Origin of the sequence: Nocardia sp. NPDC057353 (assembly GCF_042667085.1) — a bacterium.
Taxonomy (GTDB): Bacteria; Actinomycetota; Actinomycetes; order Mycobacteriales; family Mycobacteriaceae; genus Nocardia.
The window spans coordinates 87,189-108,702 of record NZ_JBHVAK010000004.1; the positions used below are offsets into that span (position 1 = coordinate 87,189).

Annotated in this window: 24 protein-coding genes and 1 pseudogene; 13 read left to right on the forward strand and 12 right to left on the reverse strand. The window is 73.2% G+C overall.

What is annotated here, in order from left to right:
* The first annotated feature begins 31 nt into the window (after window positions 1-31).
* Window positions 32-1,276, forward strand: coding sequence for a serine hydrolase (locus ACFUUZ_RS03350; protein WP_378692077.1), 1,245 nt, complete (start codon window positions 32-34; stop codon window positions 1,274-1,276).
* Between the two features lie 5 nt (window positions 1,277-1,281).
* On the opposite strand, the gene ACFUUZ_RS03355 is transcribed toward ACFUUZ_RS03350, so the two are convergent.
* The 3 genes from ACFUUZ_RS03355 to ACFUUZ_RS03365 all read right to left on the reverse strand — a co-directional run bounded on the left by ACFUUZ_RS03355 (window position 1,282) and on the right by ACFUUZ_RS03365 (window position 2,629).
* Window positions 1,282-1,458 (reverse strand): hypothetical protein, encoded by a 177-nt coding sequence (locus ACFUUZ_RS03355; protein WP_378692078.1) that lies wholly within the window; start codon window positions 1,456-1,458, stop codon window positions 1,282-1,284.
* Between the two features lie 502 nt (window positions 1,459-1,960).
* Window positions 1,961-2,104 carry a hypothetical protein gene (locus ACFUUZ_RS03360; protein ID WP_378692080.1) on the reverse strand — a complete coding sequence of 48 codons (144 nt, stop codon included), beginning with the start codon at window positions 2,102-2,104 and terminating at the stop codon, window positions 1,961-1,963.
* A 57-nt stretch (window positions 2,105-2,161) separates the two neighbouring features.
* Entirely contained in the window at window positions 2,162-2,629 is a 468-nt protein-coding gene (locus ACFUUZ_RS03365; protein WP_378692082.1) for a GNAT family N-acetyltransferase, read from the reverse strand.
* Window positions 2,630-2,689: 60 nt separating this feature from the next.
* Between ACFUUZ_RS03365 and ACFUUZ_RS03370 the strand changes: the two genes are divergently transcribed.
* Window positions 2,690-3,946, forward strand: coding sequence for a nitrate/nitrite transporter (locus tag ACFUUZ_RS03370; RefSeq protein WP_378692084.1), 1,257 nt, complete (start codon window positions 2,690-2,692; stop codon window positions 3,944-3,946).
* Between the two features lie 133 nt (window positions 3,947-4,079).
* Entirely contained in the window at window positions 4,080-5,192 is a 1,113-nt protein-coding gene (locus tag ACFUUZ_RS03375) for a hypothetical protein (protein WP_378692086.1), read from the forward strand.
* A gap of 20 nt (window positions 5,193-5,212) precedes the next feature.
* Here ACFUUZ_RS03375 and ACFUUZ_RS03380 read toward each other — a convergent pair whose 3' ends face one another.
* From ACFUUZ_RS03380 to ACFUUZ_RS03390, 3 genes are all read right to left on the reverse strand, one after another.
* The gene (locus ACFUUZ_RS03380) at window positions 5,213-5,833 is read right to left on the reverse strand and encodes a tellurium resistance protein (RefSeq protein ID WP_378692087.1); all 621 of its coding nucleotides are present in this window, start codon (window positions 5,831-5,833) and stop codon (window positions 5,213-5,215) included.
* 19 nt (window positions 5,834-5,852) lie between these two features.
* Window positions 5,853-6,428, reverse strand: coding sequence for a TerD family protein (locus ACFUUZ_RS03385; RefSeq protein ID WP_378692089.1), 576 nt, complete (start codon window positions 6,426-6,428; stop codon window positions 5,853-5,855).
* Window positions 6,429-6,521: 93 nt separating this feature from the next.
* Window positions 6,522-6,938: a nitroreductase family deazaflavin-dependent oxidoreductase gene (locus ACFUUZ_RS03390; RefSeq protein WP_378692091.1), complete on the reverse strand. Its 417-nt coding sequence runs from the start codon at window positions 6,936-6,938 to the stop codon at window positions 6,522-6,524.
* A gap of 131 nt (window positions 6,939-7,069) precedes the next feature.
* Here ACFUUZ_RS03390 and ACFUUZ_RS03395 point away from each other — a divergent pair, with 131 nt between their 5' ends.
* From ACFUUZ_RS03395 to rho, 3 genes are all read left to right on the forward strand, one after another.
* Complete coding sequence (locus ACFUUZ_RS03395; RefSeq protein ID WP_378692093.1) at window positions 7,070-8,575, forward strand: phytoene desaturase family protein; 1,506 nt, start codon at window positions 7,070-7,072, stop codon at window positions 8,573-8,575.
* A 54-nt stretch (window positions 8,576-8,629) separates the two neighbouring features.
* Window positions 8,630-9,625 (forward strand): DUF3349 domain-containing protein, encoded by a 996-nt coding sequence (locus ACFUUZ_RS03400; protein ID WP_378692095.1) that lies wholly within the window; start codon window positions 8,630-8,632, stop codon window positions 9,623-9,625.
* A gap of 231 nt (window positions 9,626-9,856) precedes the next feature.
* Entirely contained in the window at window positions 9,857-10,972 is a 1,116-nt protein-coding gene (gene rho / locus ACFUUZ_RS03405) for a transcription termination factor Rho (RefSeq protein WP_378692096.1), read from the forward strand.
* A 6-nt stretch (window positions 10,973-10,978) separates the two neighbouring features.
* On the opposite strand, the gene ACFUUZ_RS03410 is transcribed toward rho, so the two are convergent.
* The gene (locus ACFUUZ_RS03410) at window positions 10,979-11,272 is read right to left on the reverse strand and encodes a hypothetical protein (protein WP_378692097.1); all 294 of its coding nucleotides are present in this window, start codon (window positions 11,270-11,272) and stop codon (window positions 10,979-10,981) included.
* A gap of 494 nt (window positions 11,273-11,766) precedes the next feature.
* On the opposite strand from ACFUUZ_RS03410, the gene ACFUUZ_RS03415 reads away from it, so the two are divergent.
* Together ACFUUZ_RS03415 and ACFUUZ_RS03420 are read left to right on the forward strand one after the other, a co-directional pair.
* A complete protein-coding gene (locus ACFUUZ_RS03415; RefSeq protein ID WP_378692098.1) occupies window positions 11,767-12,261 on the forward strand; it encodes a hypothetical protein in 495 nt (164 codons plus the stop codon).
* 213 nt (window positions 12,262-12,474) lie between these two features.
* The gene (locus tag ACFUUZ_RS03420; RefSeq protein ID WP_378692099.1) at window positions 12,475-13,698 is read left to right on the forward strand and encodes a hypothetical protein; all 1,224 of its coding nucleotides are present in this window, start codon (window positions 12,475-12,477) and stop codon (window positions 13,696-13,698) included.
* A 59-nt stretch (window positions 13,699-13,757) separates the two neighbouring features.
* Here the strand turns inward: ACFUUZ_RS03420 and ACFUUZ_RS03425 are convergent, their stop codons facing one another.
* Window positions 13,758-14,708 (reverse strand): helix-turn-helix transcriptional regulator, encoded by a 951-nt coding sequence (locus ACFUUZ_RS03425; RefSeq protein WP_378692100.1) that lies wholly within the window; start codon window positions 14,706-14,708, stop codon window positions 13,758-13,760.
* 97 nt (window positions 14,709-14,805) lie between these two features.
* Between ACFUUZ_RS03425 and ACFUUZ_RS03430 the strand changes: the two genes are divergently transcribed.
* The gene (locus tag ACFUUZ_RS03430; protein ID WP_378692101.1) at window positions 14,806-15,336 is read left to right on the forward strand and encodes a DinB family protein; all 531 of its coding nucleotides are present in this window, start codon (window positions 14,806-14,808) and stop codon (window positions 15,334-15,336) included.
* A gap of 21 nt (window positions 15,337-15,357) precedes the next feature.
* Window positions 15,358-15,525, forward strand: a complete 168-nt coding sequence (locus ACFUUZ_RS03435) for a hypothetical protein (RefSeq protein ID WP_378692264.1) — start codon at window positions 15,358-15,360, stop codon at window positions 15,523-15,525.
* Here the strand turns inward: ACFUUZ_RS03435 and ACFUUZ_RS03440 are convergent.
* Both ACFUUZ_RS03440 and ACFUUZ_RS03445 read right to left on the reverse strand, forming a co-directional pair.
* Window positions 15,498-15,920, reverse strand: a complete 423-nt coding sequence (locus tag ACFUUZ_RS03440) for a hypothetical protein (RefSeq protein WP_378692270.1) — start codon at window positions 15,918-15,920, stop codon at window positions 15,498-15,500. The two genes, ACFUUZ_RS03435 and ACFUUZ_RS03440, sit on opposite strands and share 28 nt — an antisense overlap.
* 329 nt (window positions 15,921-16,249) lie before the next feature.
* Window positions 16,250-16,726: pseudogene (locus tag ACFUUZ_RS03445) on the reverse strand (FAD-dependent monooxygenase); the annotation flags it as partial.
* Here ACFUUZ_RS03445 and ACFUUZ_RS03450 point away from each other — a divergent pair.
* Together ACFUUZ_RS03450 and ACFUUZ_RS03455 are read left to right on the forward strand one after the other, a co-directional pair.
* Window positions 16,663-17,226: a TetR/AcrR family transcriptional regulator gene (locus tag ACFUUZ_RS03450; RefSeq protein ID WP_378692103.1), complete on the forward strand. Its 564-nt coding sequence runs from the start codon at window positions 16,663-16,665 to the stop codon at window positions 17,224-17,226. The pseudogene ACFUUZ_RS03445 and the gene ACFUUZ_RS03450 overlap by 64 nt on opposite strands.
* Window positions 17,227-17,438: 212 nt before the next feature.
* Entirely contained in the window at window positions 17,439-17,699 is a 261-nt protein-coding gene (locus ACFUUZ_RS03455; protein WP_378692272.1) for a hypothetical protein, read from the forward strand.
* Between the two features lie 189 nt (window positions 17,700-17,888).
* On the opposite strand, the gene ACFUUZ_RS03460 is transcribed toward ACFUUZ_RS03455, so the two are convergent.
* Window positions 17,889-18,704 (reverse strand): RNA polymerase sigma factor SigF, encoded by an 816-nt coding sequence (locus ACFUUZ_RS03460; protein ID WP_378692104.1) that lies wholly within the window; start codon window positions 18,702-18,704, stop codon window positions 17,889-17,891.
* A 263-nt stretch (window positions 18,705-18,967) separates the two neighbouring features.
* Between ACFUUZ_RS03460 and ACFUUZ_RS03465 the strand changes: the two genes are divergently transcribed.
* Window positions 18,968-20,338 (forward strand): ABC1 kinase family protein, encoded by a 1,371-nt coding sequence (locus ACFUUZ_RS03465; RefSeq protein WP_378692106.1) that lies wholly within the window; start codon window positions 18,968-18,970, stop codon window positions 20,336-20,338.
* Here ACFUUZ_RS03465 and ACFUUZ_RS03470 read toward each other — a convergent pair.
* A complete protein-coding gene (locus ACFUUZ_RS03470; protein WP_378692107.1) occupies window positions 20,275-21,507 on the reverse strand; it encodes a PucR family transcriptional regulator in 1,233 nt (410 codons plus the stop codon). The genes ACFUUZ_RS03465 and ACFUUZ_RS03470 overlap by 64 nt on opposite strands.
* Window positions 21,508-21,514 lie beyond the last annotated feature (7 nt).

Below are 21,514 nucleotides of genomic sequence, written 5' to 3' on the forward strand. Positions count from 1 at the left end.
ATCGGCCGGAACGGTGATTAAGCTGGGCCGGGTGACTGCCGCGCTGATCCGGGTGACCGGAGATCTCGACTCGGTGACCACCGTCGGCCCCGAGGCCGACCCCGCCGACGCAGGCCTGACCCGCGCCGACATCGACGCCGTCTGGGAATCGGTCCGCGACTGGTACCGCCTCGGCACCACCCCCGCCATCCAGCTCTGCCTGCGCCGCAGCGGCCACGTGGTGCTGAACCGCGCCATCGGCCACGGCTGGGGCAATGCCCCGAAGGACCCGCCGGACGCGGAGCGGGTACTGCTCACCACCGGCACCCCGTTCTGCGGTTTCTCCACCGCCAAGGGCGTCGCCGCCGCCGTCACCGCCCTGCTCATGGAGCAGGGCGCCTTCGCCGCCGACGACCGGGTCGCCGACTACCTGCCCGGCTTCGCCGCCAACGGCAAGAGCGCGATCACCATCGGTGACGTCCTGACCCACTCCGCCGGAATCCCGTTCATCACCCCGCCCTACCGCGGCTCGGAGCTGGTGGTGGACGAGGAGCTCGCGCTGCGCGCGCTGGCCGACCTGAAACCGGCGTGGCCGCGCCACCGCTTCCGCGTCTACCACGCGCTGACCAGCGGATTGATCCAGCGCGCCGTGGTGCGCGCCGCTACCGGCAAGCGCATCGGCGAGCACCTGGCGGAGCGGATCCTGACCCCGCTGGGTTTCCGATGGACCACCTTCGGCGTCCCGGAGGCGCAGGTCGACGCCGTTGTCCCGAGCGTGAAGACCGGCCCGCCCGCCTCGAAGGCCTCGGCCTACCTGGCCCGCCGGGCACTGGGCGGGGGAATGAGCGGCCGGATCTCGCCGGACGCGGTCCGCGGCTTCCTCACCGCCGAACTGCCCTCCGGCAACCTGGTGACGACCGCGGAAGAACTCTCGCGGTTCTACGAGATCCTCACGCGCGGCGGCGAACTCGACGGGGTGCGGATCATGGCGCCCGACACCGTGCGGGCGGCGGTGCGGCCCGCGCCGTGGCTGCCCGGCGCGGCCGGGCGGGTGAGCCGGGCCGGGTTCGAGCTGGGGGCGCGCCGCTCCAAGTTCGGCAGGCACACCGAAACGCACTTCGGGCGCAGCGGGCTCACCACCCAGTACGGCTGGGGCGACGCCGCCCGCGGACTGTCCGGTGCGGTCCTGACCAATGGCAAGGCCACGACCGACACGGACCGTCCGTGGCGGCTCGTCGCGCAGATCTCCGCGCGCTTCGCCCCGCTACCGGCGGGGGAGCGGGTCTTCGCCCTCTGAGGGGTCTACAGGCAGATATTGATGCTGACGGGCGGCGGCACCGGGATGTTGATGCAGACCGCGACGGAGCCGACGATCGGCTTCGCCTCCGGTGCCTCCGCGAGCGCGGCCGGGGCGGCCAGCGCGCCTGCGGCCAGTGCGATCGCGGTGACGGCGGATGCCCGGGTGACAGTTCTGAGCATGATCGTTCCTCGATGGTGGTGCGGACGGTTGACCCGTCCGATCATGCGCCGCCGCCGCGCGGCGGGGCAAGGGGGTTCCGGGCGCGGGCCGTCCCGCAGTCCGCTTCGCGCCGCTGGTCACGCACCGCGTTCGAGGAGTCCGGACGCAGGTCGGAGGGGCGGCCGCGGTGGTCACGCGCCGAAATTGGAAAGGTGCGGGGGACTACCGTTCGCGATACGGCTGACCGAGGTGATCGGTCGCCGGCATGGGCGAGCGGTGGGCGAGTGCGCAGAGACTACGAGCCATGGGGGATCACCTCGAATCGGAATCGGCGCGCGCCGAGCGCGCACGGCGAAGAAACAGCAACAGCGGGGAGAGGAAACCGGTGCCGCACCCGAGGGCGGCGCGTGACGGGGTCATGGCGCTCACCCGAGGGCGGCGGCGACCGCCTTCCCGGTATTCGTGATCATGGGAACAAGGGTGGCACGGGATCACGCCGCAGCGCAATCCATTTCCGCGCGGTCAGTCGGAGCCCGCCACGCCGAGGTTGCGGATCCAATTGTCGTCGTCGAACACGATCGCCTCGGTCAGCGCCTCGATATTGTCGTCGGCGTCGAGCGGTGCGAAGAGTTCCGGTTCATTGGGGTCGTCGAAGGGGTTCGTCATACCGGCTGGAATCCCGCTCTTGCCCGTGCACAAACGGAATTCCGCCCGCGAGCCGGGTCAGCCCCCTTGATTCCGCAGCTTCAGGGTGAAGAAGGAGCTGTTCGGGTCGGGGACGTAGCTGCCGAACGGCGGGCACGGGGTGAAACCGGCGGCGGTGTAGAGGCGGTGGGCCGGGGCGAAGAACGGCATGGAGCCGGTCTCCAGTGAGATCCGGGTGATCCCGCGGCGCTCGGCATCGCGGACGAGGTGGGCGAGCACGGCCCGACCGAACCCGCGGCCGCGCAGCGCGGGGTCGGTGCGCATGCTCTTCACCTCCTCGTGCCCCGGCTCCAGCGCGGCCAGCGCGCCGGTCGCGGCGATGGCGTCGCCGTGCCGCAGCACCCAGAGCCGCACCGAGGGGGCGCGCAGCGCGTCGAGGTCGAGGGCGTGGCTGCTCTCCGGCGGTGACGTGGGCGCGAGGTCCGCGAGGTGCGCGCGCAGGAAGTCGGCGAGGGCCCGGTCGGTGAAGTCCGCGCGTTCGATCACGGTATCGATCTTCCCGCACCCGCGCCGCTCGACCAGCGCATCCACAGCTACCTTGATGGCATGCCCCCACCGAGTAGAGCCTGGATCATCTGGGGGATCGGGGTCGCCGCCTACGTCGTCGCGGTCCTGCAGCGCACCTCCTTCGGCGTCTCCGGGCTGACCGCCGCCGAGCGCTTCCACGCGGGCCCCGCCGCGCTCTCCGGCTTCGTGGTACTGCAGGTCATCGTGTACGCGGGCATGCAGATCCCGGCCGGGCTGCTGCTCGACCGGGTCGGCTCGCGGGTGATGATCGCGGCGGGTGCGGTGCTCATGGCGGCCGGGCAGGGGTTGCTCGCGCTCACCGACCTGCTCCCGCTCGCGGTTGCCGGACGGGTGCTGGTCGGCATGGGCGACGCCTTCACCTTCATCTCGGTGCTCCGGCTGGTGCCGCGCTGGTTCCCGGCCCGCCGGGTGCCGCTGATCTCCCAGCTCACCGGGATGCTCGGCCAGCTCGGCCAGGTGCTCTCCGCCATCCCGTTCCTGGCCGTGCTGAACGCCGCGGGCTGGACCACCGCCTACCTCTCGGCCGCCGCACTCGGGGTGCTGCTCGCGGTACTGGCACTGGCCGCCATCCGGGACGCACCCCCGGGCGCGGCACCCACCCCGGCGACCCCGCCGCGCAAGACCAGGATCCGCGAGGTCTGGGCGCACCCGGGCACCCGCCTCGGCTTCTTCACCCACATGGGCACCCAGTTCTCCATCACCACCTTCGCGCTCATGTGGGGCGTGCCGTACCTGGTCACCGCGCAGGGGCTGTCGCGCGCCACCGCGGGCGTGCTGCTCACCGTCTCGGTGCTGGCCGCGCTCACCGCGGGCCCGATCTTCGGCGTGCTCAGCGCCAGGCACCCGTTCCGCCGCTCCCGGCTGGTCCTGGTCATCATGGGCGCCAACATCACCGCGTGGACCGCCGTCCTCGCGCTGCCGGGCCCCGCCCCGCTCTGGCTGCTCACCCTGCTCGTGGTGGTGATCTCGCTCGGCGGCCCCGGCTCCATGATCGGCTTCGACCACGCCCGCACCTTCAACCCCGACCGCAGCCTCGGCACCGCCCAGGGCATCGTCAATGTCGGCGGCTTCCTCGCCACCCTGCTCGTCGTCGAGGCCATGGGCATCGTGCTGCAGCACGCGGGTGGCTACAGCTTCGACGCCTTCCGGCTCGCCTGGACCGCGCAGTACCCGATCTGGATCGTCGCAGTGACCGGCGTGCTGGTCACGCGGCGCAAGACCAGGACGCGGATGGCGGCCGAGGGGATCGACGTCCCGCTGCCGCGGCGGAGGTAGCGCCGCCCGGTTGGCGCGGCGAATCCGGGGTAACGCTCCGGCAAGCCGGGCTGCCGGTGCGTGCGTGAAGGAGTGATCTGCGGTGTTCGTCGTACGGGGAAGCCGCGGAGCCGTCTCCGACACAGAGCAATTGGTGATCGACTGGCTCCAGGCCGGGGAGCTGCCCGGGCTCACCGTCGCCGGGTGCAGGCTGCCGTCGCCGGGCGGGATTCGCAAGGTCCTGCGCACCGGACTCGACGCGGATCTGGTCGTGTTCACCCCGCGCACCTGCCTGGTGATCGATGTCGAGATGCCGACCGAGCCGATGACGGGGGACATGCAGTGTCCCGCCGCGGAGCCGTGGCGGATGGCCGGGATCGCCGGTGACCCGATCGAGGTGCGGCTGCGGGACACCAATCCGCTGGATCGGCTGACCGAGACGACCGAGGCGGTGGGAGCAGCGCTCGGCGAACAGGATTCGGCCCTCGAGGTGCTGGGGTTGCTGGTGGTGGTGCCGTTCGCCGGGGTGCCGATCACGCTGAACGTGGATCGGGAGGGGTTGCCCGCGGGGACCGATGTGCTGCTGGCGGAGCATCCGCATCAGTTGAACGAGCGGTTGGCGGCGGTCGATCGGGTGCGGCCGGTCGCGTGGACCGTGGGGCGGGTGCGCGAAGCGCTCGACGTGCTGGTGGGGGAGCAGCACGGGCTCACCGACGAGCAGCTCGGCGCGCTGGGATTCCCCGGGGCGGGAGCGGAGTCTCCGCCCCCTGCGGCCGTTCCTCCGGCAGCCGGTGTGGCCGGGCCAATTGCTACTGCGACGGCGGTGCCTCCCGCGTCTGGAACTGGTCCGGGAGCGCCGGTGCCCGGGTCGGCGCATCCCCCGGCGTCGGGAGCAGCTCCCGATGCGGCGGTGCCCGATCCGGTAGCGCCGCCCGTCGCGAGAACCGCTCCCGCACCCGATGATTCGGCACGGAGGACGACCGGCCCCGCCCAGGCCGCGGAGACCCCACCTCCGCCCGGCGGCCCCCTGCCCTCCGTGGCCCGTCGGCGCAGCCCCCTCATTTCACTCCTGCTGGCGACCCTCGCCCTGATCGCCTTCGGCACGGCCCTGTGGCTCTTCAGTCGGTGCGCCGCCGCGGACGACGCCGCTCCGCTCGACAGCACCCCGCTCCCGGTGCAGACCGTGGCCGACCGCCCCGAGCCGGTCCCCGCCCCGCCGCCCGCTCCGAGCATCCCGACCTGCTACCCGTTCCAGTCGGGCTGCTGACCGCCCGGCCCCGGAGCGGGCTACTTGCTGCCCGCCGCCCAGCGCAACCCCCACCCGTAGACCGCGTCGAGATCGGCCTGGTTCCCGTCGACGTACTGCACCTCGCGCTGCACGTTGACCTCGGTGCCGCTGCTGGTCACCAGCGCGATGGCGCACAGCCTGCTGCCCTCGACGGGGGAGTCGAGCCGCACCTCGACCTGGGGACCCGCGGTGGGGTACATCGTGACGACCCCGTCGACCGCGGCCCAGTTCGGCGCGCCCTCGTAGATCATGGCGAAGATCAGGATGCGCCGGAAGAGTTCGGGCCTGGTCAGGTCGATGCGCAGGTTCTCGCCGCCGGTCGCGGCGCCGGTGCGGTCATCGGCGTCGAGCGCGATGTGCGGCGGGCCGGAGAGGCTTCCGAAGCTGTCGCCGAGCGCCTGGATGACGCCCTTGCTGCCGTCGGCGAGTTCGTAGAGGCAGCCGAGGTCGAGGTCGACACCTGCGGGCCCGCCGAGCAGTTTGCCGAGGAAGCCCTTCTTGACCGGTTCGGGCTGGGTCCAGTTCAGGTTGACCCGCATGACGCCCTGGCCCTGACCGGGTTTGGTCAGGGTGACGCTGCGGGCGGACTTGGTCAGGGTGAGTTTGGCGGGTGCGTTCATCGGTTCGGTTCCGCCCGGCTCAGAGGCTGACGCCGTAGTCGCGGGCGATGCCTGCCAGCCCGGAGGCGTAGCCCTGCCCGATGGCCCGGAACTTCCACTCCGCGCCGCTGCGGTACAGCTCGCCGAAGACCATCGCGGTCTCGGTCGAGGAGTCCTCGGTCAGGTCGTACCGCACCAGCTCGGAGCCGTTGCTGCGGTCCACCACGCGGATGAAGGCATTGCGGACCTGGCCGAACGACTGCTGTCGCGCGTCGGCGTCGTGGATGGAGACCGGGAAGAAGATATTGGTGATCGTCGGCGGGGTGTTGGCCAGGTCGACGTTGATCACCTCGTCGTCGCCGTCGCCCTCGCCGGTGAGGTTGTCGCCGGTGTGCTCGATGGTGCCCTCGGGGGAGCGCAGGTTGTTGTAGAAGACGAAGTGCCCGTCGGAGACCACCCGGTTGTCGGCTCCGGTGGCCAGTGCGCTCGCGTCGAGGTCGAAGTCGGCGCCCGTGGTCGAGCGGACGTCCCACCCCAGCCCCACCGCGACCGAGGTCAGATTCGGTGCCTGCTTCGACAGCGAGACATTGCCACCCTTGGCCAGACTGACACCCATCGGCAGATCCCATTCCCTTCGATCAGCTCGTAAAATCGGACAAAACCGACATTAGCACGCGGTGGCGGGCCGCCCGTCCGAGCGGCGAAGGGCTCAGCGGCGCAGCTCGAAGATGCGGAAACGCCGTCCGGCCGCCATCTTCTCCTCGACCCGGTACCCGGGCCAGAAAGTGAGCGCCGCGGCCCAGGCCCGCTCCCGCTCGGCACCCTCCAGTTCGGCAACGGTCACGGTGAAGACCTCGTCGTGCAGCCGCACCCGGGCGGTATCGGCCGCGCGCAGATTGGTCGACCAGACCGGGTGCTTCGCGTTTCCCCAATTCGACCCGATGATCAGGAAGTTCGACCCGTATGGGACGTAGAGCAGCGAGGTCTCGCGCGGCACCCCGGTCTTGCGACCGGCGACGGTGAGCCGCAGCGTCGGCAGCCCGGCGATGTCGAGCACGCCGAGGCGGTTGCCGCTCACCCCGCGCAGGAATCGCTCGGTGGTCAGCACCAGGGGGGCGGTGCGCATCACCCACGGCTGTCGACCGAGCCAGCGGGCGAGGGGCGGGAGCGGGTTGGCGGGCACATTCCGGTTTTCCCACCGGCGGCGGGGCGAAACGGGCCGCCCGTAGAGTCGGGTGCGACGGAAGGAGAGGGCGGATGAGCCGGGTTCTGGTCGTCGGCGCGGGCGTCGGCGGGCTGGCGGCGGCGCTGCGGCTGCGGGCGCTCGGGCACGAGGTGGCCGTGCTGGAGCAGGCTGCCGAGATCGGCGGCAAGCTCGGCGTGCTCGACGTCGAGGGATTCCGCTTCGACACCGGGCCCTCGCTGCTGACCCTGCCGCACGTGCTGGAGGAGACCTTCGCCGCGGCGGGCAGCTCCGTACACGACGTGCTGGAGTTGCAGCGGCTGCCGATCGCGGCCCGCTACCGCTTCCCGGACGGCACCGAACTGGACATGCCGGGCGAGCTCGCCGACATCCCGGCGGCGCTGGACGCCGCGCTCGGCCCCGGCCGGGGCGCGCAGTGGTCGGCGCTGCTGCGCCGCGCGGAGGAGATCTGGGATGTCACGCACGAGCCGTTCCTGGAGTCCCCGATGGGGCTGCGCACCATGATCGGCGGCATCGCCACCCCGGACCAGGTGCGCGCCGTCGCGCCGTGGCAGACGCTGCGCGGGCTCGGCCGCCGCTACCTGGACGACCCGCGGCTGCGCTCCCTGCTCGACCGCTACGCCACCTACACCGGCTCCGACCCGCGCCGCGCCCCGGCCGCGCTCGCCTCGGTGCCGTGGAGTGAACAGGCCTTCGGCTCCTGGTACGTGCGCGGGGGGCTGGGCCGGATCGCGACCGCGCTGCGGGACCGCCTGCTCGAACTGGGCGGCACGCTGGAGACCGGGGCCGAGGTCACCGAGCTCGTCACCGACCCGAGGGGCCGCGTCACCGGCGCCGTGCTCGCCGACGGCACCCGCCGGACGGCCGACCTGGTGGTCGCCAATGCCGATGCCGGACAGGTCTACGGGAAGCTGGTGCGCACCGGGGCCGCTCGGCGCGCCGAGAAGAAGCTGCGCCGCGCGACCCCCTCGCTCTCCGGGTTCGTGCTGCTGCTCGCGCTGGACGACCCGCCGCCGCTGCCGCACCACTGCGTGCTCTTCCCCGAGGACTACGACGACGAGTTCGACTCGGTCTTCGGCAGGCGCGGGCCGCTGCGCCCGGTGCGCCGCCCCACCGTGTACATCAGCGCCCCGGACGACCCGGAGATCGTGCCCGAGCCGGGCACCGGCGCCTGGTTCGTCCTGGTGAACGCGCCCAGGCACGCTCCGGAGCGCGACATGGACTGGGACACACCGGGACTCGCCGACCGCTACGCCGACCACCTCGTCCGGCTCATGGCCGAGCGCGGCGTCGACGTGCGCGGGCGGATCCGGCACCGGGCGATCATCCACCCCGCCGAGCTGGAGCGGCGCACCGCCACCCCCGGCGGCTGCATCTACGGGTCGTCCTCCAACGGCCCGCGCGCGGCCTTCCTCCGCCCCGCCAATACCGCGCCGGTGCCGGGGTTGTACCTGGTCGGCGGCTCGGCGCACCCCGGTGGCGGGCTCCCGCTGGTGCTGCTCTCGGCACGCATAGTGGCCGGGCTGGTGGGACCGGCGCGGGAAAGGACCGGCGGATAGGGTTTCGATGCCGCCCGGAGTGGGCATCGCGGCGAGCACAGGGAGCGTGATGGCGTGAGTTTCGAATGGACGCAGCTGCTCGGCCGGATCGTCGACTGGCTGCGGGCCGGGTACCCGGACGGCGTGCCCGAGCAGGACCGGGTGCCGCTGCTCGCGCTGCTCGGCCGCAGGCTGAGCGACGACGAGGTGGAGCAGGTGGTCGCCGAGCTGGTCGCGCAGGGCGCGCTGCCCGCCGACCGGGTCGAGGCGGGCATCGCCATCACCCGGCTCACCAGGGAGCTGCCGCGGGAGACCGACCTCGCCCGGGTCCGGGAGCGGCTCAACGCGGCGCACTGGCCGGTCGAGGAGACCTGGCGGCCGCCGATCCTGCCCGACGGGCCGTCCGAGCACCATGCCCGCATCGGCTACCACGACGACCTGCGCGGCCTGGCCGAGCTGCTGCACGGCCTGTGCCTGCGCGCGGGCGCGGTCGTCACGCGGGCCACCGAGGCGCTGGTGCACGCCGAGCTGAGCAGCGCCGAGACCGCCATCGACCTCGCCGCCGAGGCGGGCGCGCGGTGCGCGGAGATCGAGCGCGAAGCCGCCAGGCTGCTCGCCCTGCAGTCACCGGTCGCGGGCGAGCTGCGGCAGGTGGTGACCGCCATCCAGCTCGGCACCCACCTGCGCCGGATGGCCGCGCTGGCCGCGCACATCGCCGCCGCGGCCAGGCGCAGGCACCCGGCGCACGTCGTCCCCGAACCCGTGCGCCCGCTCGTCGCCCGCATGGGCGCGGCCGCCGAGGCCATCGCGGCCACCGCCGCCGAGGTGCTGGAATCCGGCGACGCCGAGGTCGCCGCCGGGCTCGCCGACCAGGACGACACCATGGACCACCTGCACGAGGAGCTGCTCGCCACGGTGCTCGGCCCGCTCTGGGACCACGGCGTCGCCGCCGCCGTCGACCTCACCCTGATCGGCCGGTACTACGAGCGCTTCGCCGACAATGCCGTCGAGGTCGGCAGGCGCACGGTCTTCATGGTGACCGGCGTTCGCCGGGACGAAATCTCGCGCTGAACCCGGGAATACCGCGCTGACCGGCGCTGTTGCACCGGTCAGCGAGACCGGCCCTTGACCGGGCGGCGCCGCCGGACGTACTCTGGCCGCGTCTTCTCCCCGCGGATGTAGCACTGCTCCCGCACCGGAATTCCGAGAATCCCTCTCGCCCCGCGCAGCTTCTGTGTCCTGCGCACGTCCGTGGCCGCTGCCCGGATGCTTCCGAACTCTCACTCTCGCAAGGACTTTCCCATGAACACCGAAGAACGTGCCGTCACCGGCATCCTGGATACCGTCGGCGGCACCGCCACCCTGCGGGTGCGCGGCTACCTGCCGGACGACGGTGACCTCTACCTCGCGCCCCGCCTGGTGCGCGAGAACGGCCTGCGCCGTGGCGATTTCGTCGCCGGCGTGGCGGGCCCCTGCACCCGCGGCAAACGGGACCCGCTGCTGCGGGTGACCGCCGTCAACGGCCTCGACCCGGCGCGGGCGAAGGCCAGGCCCGCCTTCGCGGAACTCACGCCGCTGCACCCGGACCAGCGGCTGCGGCTGGAGACCGAGCCGCACGAGCTCACCGGCCGCGTTCTCGACCTCGCCATGCCCATCGGCAAGGGGCAGCGCGCGCTCATCGTCGCCCCGCCCAAGGCGGGCAAGACCTCGGTGCTGCGCGCCGTCGCGCACGGCATCGCCAAGAACCACCCGGAGTGCGAACTGGTGCTGGTCCTGGTCGGCGAGCGCCCGGAGGAGGTCACCGACTTCAGCCGCTCGGTGCCCGGCGACATCGCCGCCGCCACCTTCGACCGCACCCCGGCCGAGCAGGTCGCCATGGCCGAGCTGGCGATCGAGCGGGCCAAGCGGCTGGTCGAGGCGGGCCGCGACGTCGTCGTGCTGCTCGACTCGCTGACCCGGCTGGCCCGCGCCTACAACCTGGCCGCGCCCGCCTCCGGCCGGATCCTCTCCGGCGGCGTCGACTCCGCCGCGCTGCTTCCGCCCAAGCGCTTCCTGGGCGCCGCCCGCAATATCGAGGACGGCGGCTCGCTCACCATCGTCGCCACCACGCTGGTCGACACCGGCTCGCTGGCCGACACGGTGATCTTCGAGGAGTGCAAGAGCACCGGCAACGCCGAGCTGGTGCTGGACCGCGCCGCCGCCGAGCGGCGCACCTTCCCCGCCGTCGACCTGCCGCGCTCCGGCACCCGCAGGGAGGAGCTGCTGCTCACCGCGGGCGAGCTCGCCGCCGACGGGCTGCTGCGCCGCACGCTCGCCGCGGCCGCCTCCGGCAGACCGCTGGAGCTGCTGCTGACCGGGCTGCGCCAGGTCGGCACCAATGCCGAGTTCCTGGCCGGGGTCGCGGGCGCGGGGCGCTGAGCGCCGTCAGTGCGCGGTTCCGGCCCGCAGGTCGGTGAGGCTGTGCACCCAGGTGCGCGGGCCGATGCCCGCGATCATCCAGCGCACCCGCACCCCGGCGGGGCCGGAGCCGGTGCGCCTGGAGACCCGGCGCTCGAAGTACTCGCCCGGCGCGCGCCCCTCGGACACGAAGCTGGTGTACGGGTCGCCCGGATCGATCGGCCCGAGCTGGACGTCGCCGACCGGCTCGACGGCGATCATCGCGGCCCGGGAGTGGGTGGCGTTGGTGAAGCGCAGCACGCCGTCGGATGGACTCGTCACAGTCCACGGTTCCACGAGATTTTCCCCTAACGAAGACGCGTCAACCAATGTCGTCACGCTCTCAATCGTGGGGCCCCGATGGCGTGTTACGTCAATACGACGCGCCGACAGTCGGTCCGGGGGCGGCGGTGGGCCCGCCGGTGGCGGTGAAATGCCAGGTGGCCGCAGGTGTGTCCGCCGCGCGGGCGGGGCGGCCGGGGCGCCGGTGGGGTGACCGGGCTCACCCGCCGCCCGAGGGGGCGGGGACCGCGCGATCACCGCGGGTACGCTGGGTGGCGCCCCGGCCGTACGGCCCCTGCCGGTGCGAGTGGAACGGAACGGTGTGTCGTGTCGAGTCGCTCGGCCCGGTCCGTGGTGGTGTCGCCCCGGCAGGGGGCTCGGTGTCGAAGAGGACTTAGCCACCGGCCGCGCGGGTAAACGTGGCCGGGTTCGGAGAATGTTTCGCGGGTAGTGCTTCGACGAGACCGGTGTGGCGCAAGGGGCAGGTGGGATTCATGACGACGACGATCGAGGCCGATAGCGTGGAAGCGGAGAACCTGCCGGAGCGGGCCTTCGGCCGCCCGGCCGACTGGCACCCCGGCTCGCCCTGGTGGGACGCGGGCACCGTCCTGGTCACCCACGAGGTGCAGCCCGGCCGCCGGGAGACGCGCAAGCGCCTGGTGGTGCCCGCGGGCGACGGCAGGCTGGCGTTCCGGGTCTCGTCCTGGTCGCCGGAGGTCGAGCAGCTGGTCCGCGATCCGCGGGTGATCGTGCAGGCGGGTGACTGGCGCGGGGCGCGCGCGCTCGGCTCCCGCGAGCAGCAGGGCGAGGCGCTGATCTTCGGCGAGGGCTCGGTGCTGAACACCGTGCGCGAGGGGATCCGGATCAAGTACGGCATGCGCGGCACGCTGGCCCGCTGGGGGCACCGGGTGGCCCGCGGCTCGGCGCCCTTCGCCGACCTGGCGGTAGTGGTCTCGATCCGGGAGGACGGGTTCCCGATCATTCCCTGACGCCCGCATCGTTTCCGGCCGGAAATACGGGGGTGGCACGTCGAACGCCCGGCGATCGAGACCTTCGTTTTCCGGACGGCGGCCCGCGCCGACGGCGTGCCGGTGAACCCCCGATGATCTGCGGTTACCTCGCCGGACGGCACCGCGGGCGCTCCATACTCGATCCCGGCCGCGCCGCCGGGTGCGGCCGAGGAGCGACGTGAGGGAGCTGGAATGAGCGAACCGAACGAACGTGATGTCGCCGCGGCGCTGCGGGCCGCGTCCCCCATTCTGCTGGGATCGGGGCCGGTGGTCGCCCCCGCGGTGGAGCCGCCGACCCCGGACGAGACCTGGGAGCTGCCCAGCGGCATGGCCTGGGTCTACTACGGCAACCACGGCCACGGGAACCTGGTGCGGCCGGTGATCCTGGCCGACGGCTTCAACAGCGGGCCGAGCACGCTGAAGTTCTCCTACACGGGGCTGGAGAACGGTGAGTACCCGCTGATCTCGGAGCTGCGCAGGCGGGGGCGGGACGTCATCCTGCTCGGCTTCCTCGAGCGCAGCGCCTCCATCCTGGAGAACAGCCACGCGGCGCGGGCCGCGATCATGCGCGCCATCGCCCAGCGGCTCGGCAGCGAACCGCTGGTGGTCGGCGGGTTCAGCATGGGCGGGCTGGTCACCAGGCACGCGCTGGCGGCGCTGGAGACGCAGGGGATCGACCACCAGACCAGCGTCTACTTCTCCTACGACAGCCCGCACCGCGGCGCCAACATCCCGCTCTCGCTGCAGAGCTTCGCGCACTACATCCGGGACCTGGACAGCCGGTTCTCCGACCAGATGAACAGCCCCGCGGCCCAGCAGCTGCTGTGGCGGCACATCGCGGACTGGTCGGACAAGCCGATGGTGAGCGAGCTGCGGGTGCAGTTCCTGGAGGAGCTGCGTCGGGTCGGTGAGTGGCCGCGCAGGCCGCGGCTGCTCGGGCTCGCCAACGGCCCCGGCGACGGCGTCGGCAACGGCATCGGGGCCGGGCGGACGGCGCTGCGCGGCCGCGGCATCGGGATCGTCGGCACCGACCTGCGCACCACGCCCATCGGCGGCGACGACCTCGCCGCGATGCTGCGCGTGGTCACCGTGTCGAAGAACGAGGTGCACACCCCCGACCTGCCCGATATCGACGGCGCGCCCGGCGGCACCCTGGCCGGGTTCGAGATCCTCGCCGATGGGCTGAACAAGGTCTTCGGGCTCGGCGTGGAGAACCCGATCCCGGAGCACTGCTTCGTCCCCGCGGTGAGCGCGGTCGACATCAGGAACCTGGACACGCACGCCGAGCTCTACACCCCGATCGACGAACTGGCGCCGGAGGAGAGCGCCCTCGACGACTTCGTGCTCGCCTCGACCAGCGAGCCGCACACGAAGATCACCGAAGAGCTCTGCGGCTGGCTGCTCGACCGCATCTGACCGGTACCGGCCACCCGTCGCGACCCGCGGCGGGTGGCCGCTGGGCGCCGGGGTGGCGGTCAGGCCTCGGCGAAGCGCGCCGCCAGGGTGCGCAGCCGGTCGCGCAGCTCCGGGGGGTCGACCACCTCGAAATCGGCCTCCAGCACGCCGAGCCCCATGATCGGCCACTCCAGGGAGTCGGCGGTCATTCGCACCCGGCAGCTGTTCGCGTCGATCTCCTCGGCGGTGCACCAGCGGCCGATCCTGGCCCTGACCTGCTCGGCCGAGGTCTGCGCGATGACCTCGATCCGGTACGGGCGCGGCACCTGCTCGACGGCGGTGCGGACGAAGGCGGCCGCGTCCGCGGCGGGCAGTTCGCGCGGGCGGAACCGGGAGCCGTCGCCGCGCGGACCGGTGAGCCGGTCCACCCGGAAGCTGCGCCAGTCGTGTCGGTGCAGGTCGTAGGCGACCAGGTACCAGCGCCTGCCCAGCGAGACCAGGCGGTGCGGCTCGGTGTGCCGGTCGGCGCTGCGGCCGTCGGCGGCGGTGTAGCCGAAGCGCAGCCGCTCGGTGTCGCGGCAGGCGGCGGCCAGTGCGGTGAGCACCGCGGGGTCCGGGCCCGCCGCGGTGGTGTCCCAGGTCGCGGGGACGGTCATGGCGCGCAGCGCGTCGACCCGCTTGCGCAGCCGCGGCGGGAGCACCTGGATGACCTTGGCCAGCGCCCGGATCGACGGCTCGGCGACGCCGGCCACGCCGCCGTGCGCGGCCGTCTGCAACCCGATGACCAGGGCGACCGCCTCCTCGTCGTCGATCATGAGCGGGGGCAGCACGGCGCCGGGGGCGAGCTGGTAGCCGCCGTCGACGCCGCGGTTCGCCTGCACCGGGTAGCCGAGTTCGCGCAGCCGCTCGACATCGCGGCGCAGGGTGCGCGGGGAGATGCCGAGGCGGTCGGCCAGTTCGCCGCCCGGCCAGTAGCGGTGGGTCTGCAGCAGCGACAGCAGCCGCAGGGTTCGGGTGCTGGTGTTCGCCATGTTCTCGATTCTGCGCGGGATTGCGGCCGGAAAGTGGCCGCAATGGCTTCTACCGTAGTTCTCGAAGCCGGAACCCACTCGACCGAAGGGCCAGACCATGACCGCCAGCACCGCCACCCCCGCCGTCCTCGACACCGAGCGCCGCGACCTGCTCGCCATGCTCGGCCAGGCCCGCTTCTTCCTCCGCTACACGGTGCAGAACCTCACCGACGACCAGGCGCGGCAGCGCCCGACCGCCAGCGAGCTCTCGCTCGGCGGGCTGGTCAAGCACGTCGCCGCCACCGAGCGCGGCTGGGCCGACTTCCTCGTCGACCCGTCCTCCATGCCGAACATGGACGCGATGACCGAAGCCGACTTCGCGGCGCGCGACAACGACTTCCGGCTGCTCCCGGACGAGACCCTGGCCGACGTCCTCGCCGCGTACCAGCGGGTCGCCGACCGCACCGACGCCCTGGTCGGCACCGTCGACCTGAATGCCGAGCTCCCCCTCCCCGCCGCCCCCTGGTTCCAGGAGACCGCCTGGTCCGCGCGCCGGGTGCTCATGCACATCGTCGCCGAGACCACGCAGCACGCCGGGCACGCGGACATCATCCGGGAGTCGCTGGACGGTCAGAAGACCATGGGCTGAGCGCCCGATCGTCGGCTGCGGCTGCGCGCTGCGGCCAACGGCCGGAGCACCGAGGCCGAGGTGCGGGCCGTCCTGACGGAGGCGGTGGCGCCCGAGCCGGACGGGGACCTGAAGTCGGGCTCGCTGCTCGCCGAGATCGGCCGCGATTGCCAGGGACCGGATCAGCGGGTGATGAGCGCGGCCGGGTAGTCGCGGAGCTGGATGTCCTCGGCGGCGGAGTCGGCGTACCTGCCCATGAGCGCGAAGGCGGGGGAGCGGAGGAAGAGGTTGCGGAGTCGGATGCCGGTGGTGGTGCGCGGTGCGAGGAAGCGCCCGGCATTGCTGGTACCCGCGATCTTCGCGTAGCGCTGCATGATGGCGTCGTATCGCGGGAAGGCGGCGGTGTGGTCGCCGCGGGCAACGGCCAGTTCGCCGGCGAGGACGGCGGCGCCGACCACGGCGAGGCCGGTGCCGAAGCCGCCGAGGGTGTTGCCGTACCCCGCGTCGCCGACCAGCGCGACCCGCCCGCGGACGAACCCGGGCATCCGTACCCGGGCGATGGCGTCCAGGTGGAAGTCGTCGAGGTCGGGCAGCTCGGCCAGCATGCGCGGTACCTCCCAGCCCAGCCCAGCTCGGCGAAGGCGTCGGCGACCAGCCGACGGTGCGCGGCGGGGCCTGCCCGGTGGTCCGGCGCGGGGCAGGCGAAGAGGTAGAGCTGCTCGGCCTTCGGGCCGCCGCTCACCGCGAGCCTGCCGGGCGCGTTGTGCCCGTGGACGCGCGCCCGCCCGGGGCCGCCTGCGCGCGGGCTCGCCCCGGCGACGGCGTAGCAGTAGCCGAGGTGCTCGACGTGGTCCGCCTCCGGGCCGAAGGCGATGGCGCGGACCCGGGAGTGCATGCCGTCGGCGCCGAGCACCAGGTCGAAGCGCTCGGCGGGGGCGTGCTCGAACTCGACCCGCACCCCGGTGGCGGTCTCGGTGAGCGCGGTGATGCCGTCGCCGAAGCGGTAGGCGCAGTGCTCGGCGGTGCGGCGGTACAGGATCCGGGACAGGTCGCCGCGCGGGATCTCGACGTCGCCGCCGGTGAACTCGCCGGGCATGGTCGCCAGCTCGCGGCCGCGAGCGTCCACGAAGACGGTGTCGGTGGTGCCGGTCCGTACCCGCACGATGTCGTCCCACACGCCCATGCGCTCCAGCACGGTGCGCTGCGTGCGGCCCTTGAAGTCGACGGCCTGGCCGCCGGAGCGCAGCGCGGGGGCCCGCTCGACGACGGTGACCTCGAAACCGAAGCGGTGCAGCCAGTAGGCGAGGGCGGGCCCGGCGATGCCCGCGCCCGAGACGAGGACGGTCGTTGTGCGCCCTCGAGCGGCTCTGGGGTGTCGAGCGCCGCCCCACCCGCGGCCCGAAACCCGCACTCACGCCGGAGCGCATCGCGGCCGAGGCGATCGCGCTCGCCGATGCCGACGGCCTGGCCACGCTCTCCATGCAGCGCCTGGCCGAGCGGCTCGGCTTCACCAAGATGTCGCTGTACCGGTACGTGCCGGGCAAGGCCGAGCTGGTCGCGCTCATGCTGGACACCGCGCTCGGCGAGCCGCCCGAGCTGCCCGCGGGCGACTGGCGGGCCGGGCTGAGCCGCTGGTGCGCGACGCTCTACGAGCGGTTCCGCGCGCACCCATGGGCGCTGGAGGTCGCGGTGGGGTCGCGGCCGGTCGGGCCGAACGAGATGGCCTGGATGGAGGCGGCGCTCACCGCGCTGGCCGACACCGGGCTCGCGACCGCGGCCGAGCGCTACCCGGCCACCGTGGCGGCATTCGGCGAGGAGGGGGCGGTCGCGGGCGGCGAGGGCGCGCTCGCCTTCGGGATCGAGCGGATCCTGGACGGGCTCGCGGCCCTGATGGAGCGGCGCGGCCGCTGACCCGCGGATGCCGCCGCGGGCCCCGCTGTGACGGGGCTCGCGACGGAACCGGTATCCGAGATAGCAAGTCCGGAGTTACCGCCGAACCCTGCCGCAACAGACCATATGACGGTTCGCTCCGGGTCGCATGGGCTGGCAGGCAATAGTGCGGCAAACCTCAATGCCCGGCTGTCGCGCATCATTTGTCACCCGACAGGTCTACGGTGGAGGAGATGAGCCCGACACATCCCGGCCGCGCGACCGGCGACCTGCCGGTCAAGTACGTGGTCGCGCCGATGCAGTGGCAGAACTCCTGGCATCGCTGGCACGACCTCGACGGCCACTGCGCGCACGGCCGCACCCACCGCCAGCTCGACACCCTGCTGCGCGCCGTGGCGTGCGAGAACCGTCGCCGCACGCTGCGCGACGCGGACACCGAGGACCAGCGCCGCGACACCGCCTACCTGCGCCGCGCGCAGGCCCAGCTCAACTGAGCGCGCTCCGGTTCCGGTCGAGGTCCTGGTGAGCAGCCCGTCCTCGCACAGCAGGCGCAGGGTGCGGGTCAGCATGCGCTGGGAGATCCCGGTGACGGCGAACCGCGGCTCCGAGTAGCGGCGCGGCCCGTCCGCAGGCACCGCGAGCGGTTCCACCCGGCCGTGCCGGGCCGCCACCCCGCCGCCTGATCAGTCCCGCAGCGCCCGGTCGCGCAGGGTGGCGAGGGTGCGGGCCAGGATGCGGGAGATGTGCATCTGGGAGACGCCGAGCTCCTTCGCGATCTGGGACTGCGTGTTGTTCTCGAAGAAGCGCAGGTGCAGGATGCGCCGGTCGCGCTCGGAAAGGTCGCGCAGCAGCGGCGCGACGGCGAGCGCGTCGTCGGTGATGTCGTACGCGGGGTCGACGTCGCCGAGCGTCTCGGTGACCTGCGCGGCCACCGAGTTCTCGTCGTCGTCCGCGGCGGCGTCGAGCGAGTTGGTGCGGTAGGCATTACCGGCCATCAGCGCCTGGGTGACCTCGAGCAGGTCGACATTCATCGCCATGGCGATCTCGATGGCGGTCGGCATCCGGCCGTGCTCCTGGCACAGCTTCTCGATGACCGGCCCGATGGCGAGCTGGGTCTCCTTGACCCGGCGCGGCACCCGGACCGCCCAGGTGTGGTCGCGGAAGTGCCTGCGCACCTCGCCCATGATGGTCGGCACCGCGAAGGCGAGGAAGCTGGTGCCGCGCACCGGGTCGTAGCGGTCGACCGCGAGGACGAGCCCGAGCGATGCGCTCTGGTGCAGGTCGTCGTAGGTTTCGCCGCGGCCGGTGAAGCGGCGGGCGATGTGGTCGGCCAGGGGGAGGCAGCGGCGCATGATCCGCTCGCGCAGCGCGGGCCTGCCCGGGTCGTCGTCGGCCATGGCGGCGAGCTCGGCCAGCAGCGGCTCGATCCCGTCGTAGCTGTCGGTGCCCCGCTGGCTGCGGCGCGCGGTGGAGCTGTCGTGAGCTGCGACGAGTGTCATCGAGATCCTCGCTTTCCCGGTTGTCCCCACTCGGCGGGCTCGCGGGTGGAGAGGCGACAACCCGTCGGCTACCGCGGGGGCCGGTGGCCAATCGGGCCGAAGCGCCGGTCTTCGCATCACGGATCACCCCGGCGCGGGTGTTTCGTTCCGTGGACAGAAAGCGCTGTCCGCTCCGGTCGGTGCCGGTCGACAAGCGCGGGCCGGGGCGCCGAGAATAACGGCGCGCCCGGACGCAGGGCGGCGGACACGAGGAGGTGACCGCGGTGGCCGATCGGGTGCCGAGGACGCGGCTGGGCCGGGGCGGCAGGCTCGGCAGGCTGGCGGCCGGGCAGGCGGTGCGCGGGGCCGGGGTGCGGCTGGCCATGATCGGCCGCACCGAGGAGGCGCGCCTGGCGCTCGCCGAGCGCTCCGCGCTGGCCGCGGCGCAGCAGCTGGTGACGGTGCTCGGCGGCATGAAGGGCGCGGCCATGAAGCTCGGCCAGATGCTCTCCGTGCTCGACCTGGAGCTGGTGCCGGAGTCGCACCGGGAGCTGTTCCGGGCCAAGCTGGCCGAGCTGCGCGACCGGGTGCCCGCGGTGCCCTTCGCGGGCATGCGGCAGGTGCTCGAGGACGAGCTGGGGCCGCTGTCCGGGGTCTTCGCCGAGTTCGACGAGGAGCCGATCGCGGCGGCCTCGATCGGGCAGGTGTACCGGGCCGTGCTGCGCGACGGCCGCGCGGTCGCGGTGAAGGTGCAGTACCCGGGGGTCGAGGAGGCGATCCGCGCCGACCTGCGCAACCTCGAGGTCTTCTCCGCGCTGTGGCGCTCGGCGCTGCCCAGCGCCGCCGACAACGACGTGCTGGCCGAGGTGGCGCGCAGCATCTCCAACGAACTCGACTACCCGCGCGAGGCGCGCACCCAGCACCGGGTCGCCGAGCGCTACCGCGGCCACCCGTTCATCCTGGTTCCGGATGCGCTGCTGGAGTACTGCACCGCGCGGGTGCTGGTGACCGAGCTGGTCGACGGCCACTCCTTCGAGCACATGCGCACGCTGCCCGCGGCGGAGCGGAACCGCTGCGGCGAGCTGATCTACCGCTTCTACATCAGCTCGCTCTTCCACGACTTCGAGTTCTGCGGCGACCCGCACCCCGGCAACGTGCTGCTGGCGCGGGACGGCCGGGTGGCCTTCGTCGACTTCGGGCTGTACGACCGGATGAACCCGGCCGACGTGGATTTCGAGCGCTCCTGCCTGCGCGCGGCGGGGGAGCAGCGCGCCGCCGACCTGTACGCCGCCTGGGTCGGGCGCGGCATCATCGACCCGGCGGCGGGCGTCACCGAGGACGAGTGCCTGGAGTACGTCCTGGCCGCGGCGGGCTGGCACCTGGTGGACGAGCCGATCACCGTCACCCCGGAGCTCGCCACCGGGGCGGTGGTGCTCGCCGTCGACCCGCGCGCGGCGGAGTTCCGCGGGATGCGGCACCAGCTGCTCCCGCCGGAGCACGTCTTCTCCCGGCGCGCCGACCTGTTCACCTTCGCGCTGCTCGGCCAGCTCGAGGTGACCGCGAACTGGCACACCCTGGCGCGGGAGTGGCTCTACGCCGAGCCGCCCGCCACCGAGATCGGCCGGGCGATCGCGCGCTGGCGCGCCGGTCGCTGATCCGCGCAGACCACCAGCGCGGAGCGCAGGTACCAGAGCTGGCGCGGGTCGGTCGGGTCCAGCCCGGTGATCTCGCCGACCCGGCGCAGCCGGTGGTCGAGGGTGTTCGGGTGGATGTGCAGCTGCTCGGCCGTGCGCCGCCTGCTCAGGTCGTTGCCGATGTGCACGCGCAGCGTCTCCAGCAGGTCCGGGTGGCCGAGCAGCGGTCGCATCCTGGTGCCGAGCAGCTCGCGGCCGAGCCCCGGCCTGGTCAGCTGGTACTGCAGTGCCAGGTCCTGGAAGCGGTGCAGCCCGGGGCCGCCGCCGGACTGCTCGACGATGTCGAGCAGCTCGTGCGCGTCCTGCACCGCGGTGGCGACCCGGTCCGGCCGCGATTCGACCACCGTCGCGGTGAGCGGGACCCTGGCCGCGGCCGCCAGCGTGCGCACCACGGTCTCGAGCTCGGCCGCCGCGGGGTGGTCGGCGGGCAGCAGGACGGTGCCGCCGTCCACCGAGAGCAGCGAGAGCGCGGCGGTGCCGAACAGGTCGGCGAGCCCGGACTGCACCCGGCGCAGCTTGCGCCGGGCGACCACCCGGCCGTCCAGCTGCGGCCTGCTCTCGTCCGGGTGCGGCGGGATGGCGAGCGCGAGCACCGCGTACCGCTCGGCCAGCCGGACGCCGCGGGCCCGCGCCATGGCCGAGGTGGGGTGGCCGCCGAGCAGCATCGAGGTCAGGGTGTGCGCGGCGGTCCGCTCCGCCAGCGCGCCCTCCCGGCACTCCCGGACGTAGGCCTTGCTGACCGTCGCGGTGACCAGGTTCAACAGCTCCAGGCTGACGAAGGCGCCCGCGACGATATCGGCCCGCTCGGCCGCCCCCCGGCCGCCGAAGAGCAGGTCGAGGCCGTGCTCGAAGCCGACGTGCACGGCGTGCAGCACCGTCTCGATCGGCACGCCCGCCCTGGCCCAGCCCGCGGCGGCGGCGGCGAGCCGGTCGGTGCGCTCGGGTGCGGGCCTCCCCTCCAGCCGCAGCACGGCCCACTTCAGGCACATGCGCACCACGGTGGCGGTCTGCGCGCTCTCCGCGGCCGCGGCGCCGAGCGCGCCCGCCTCGGTGAGCCGCGCGGTGAGCCTCCTGGCCAGGACCTGCGGATCTCGTTCGAGGGTGAGGTGAGCGATGCTCTCGACCGTCACGGCGGAC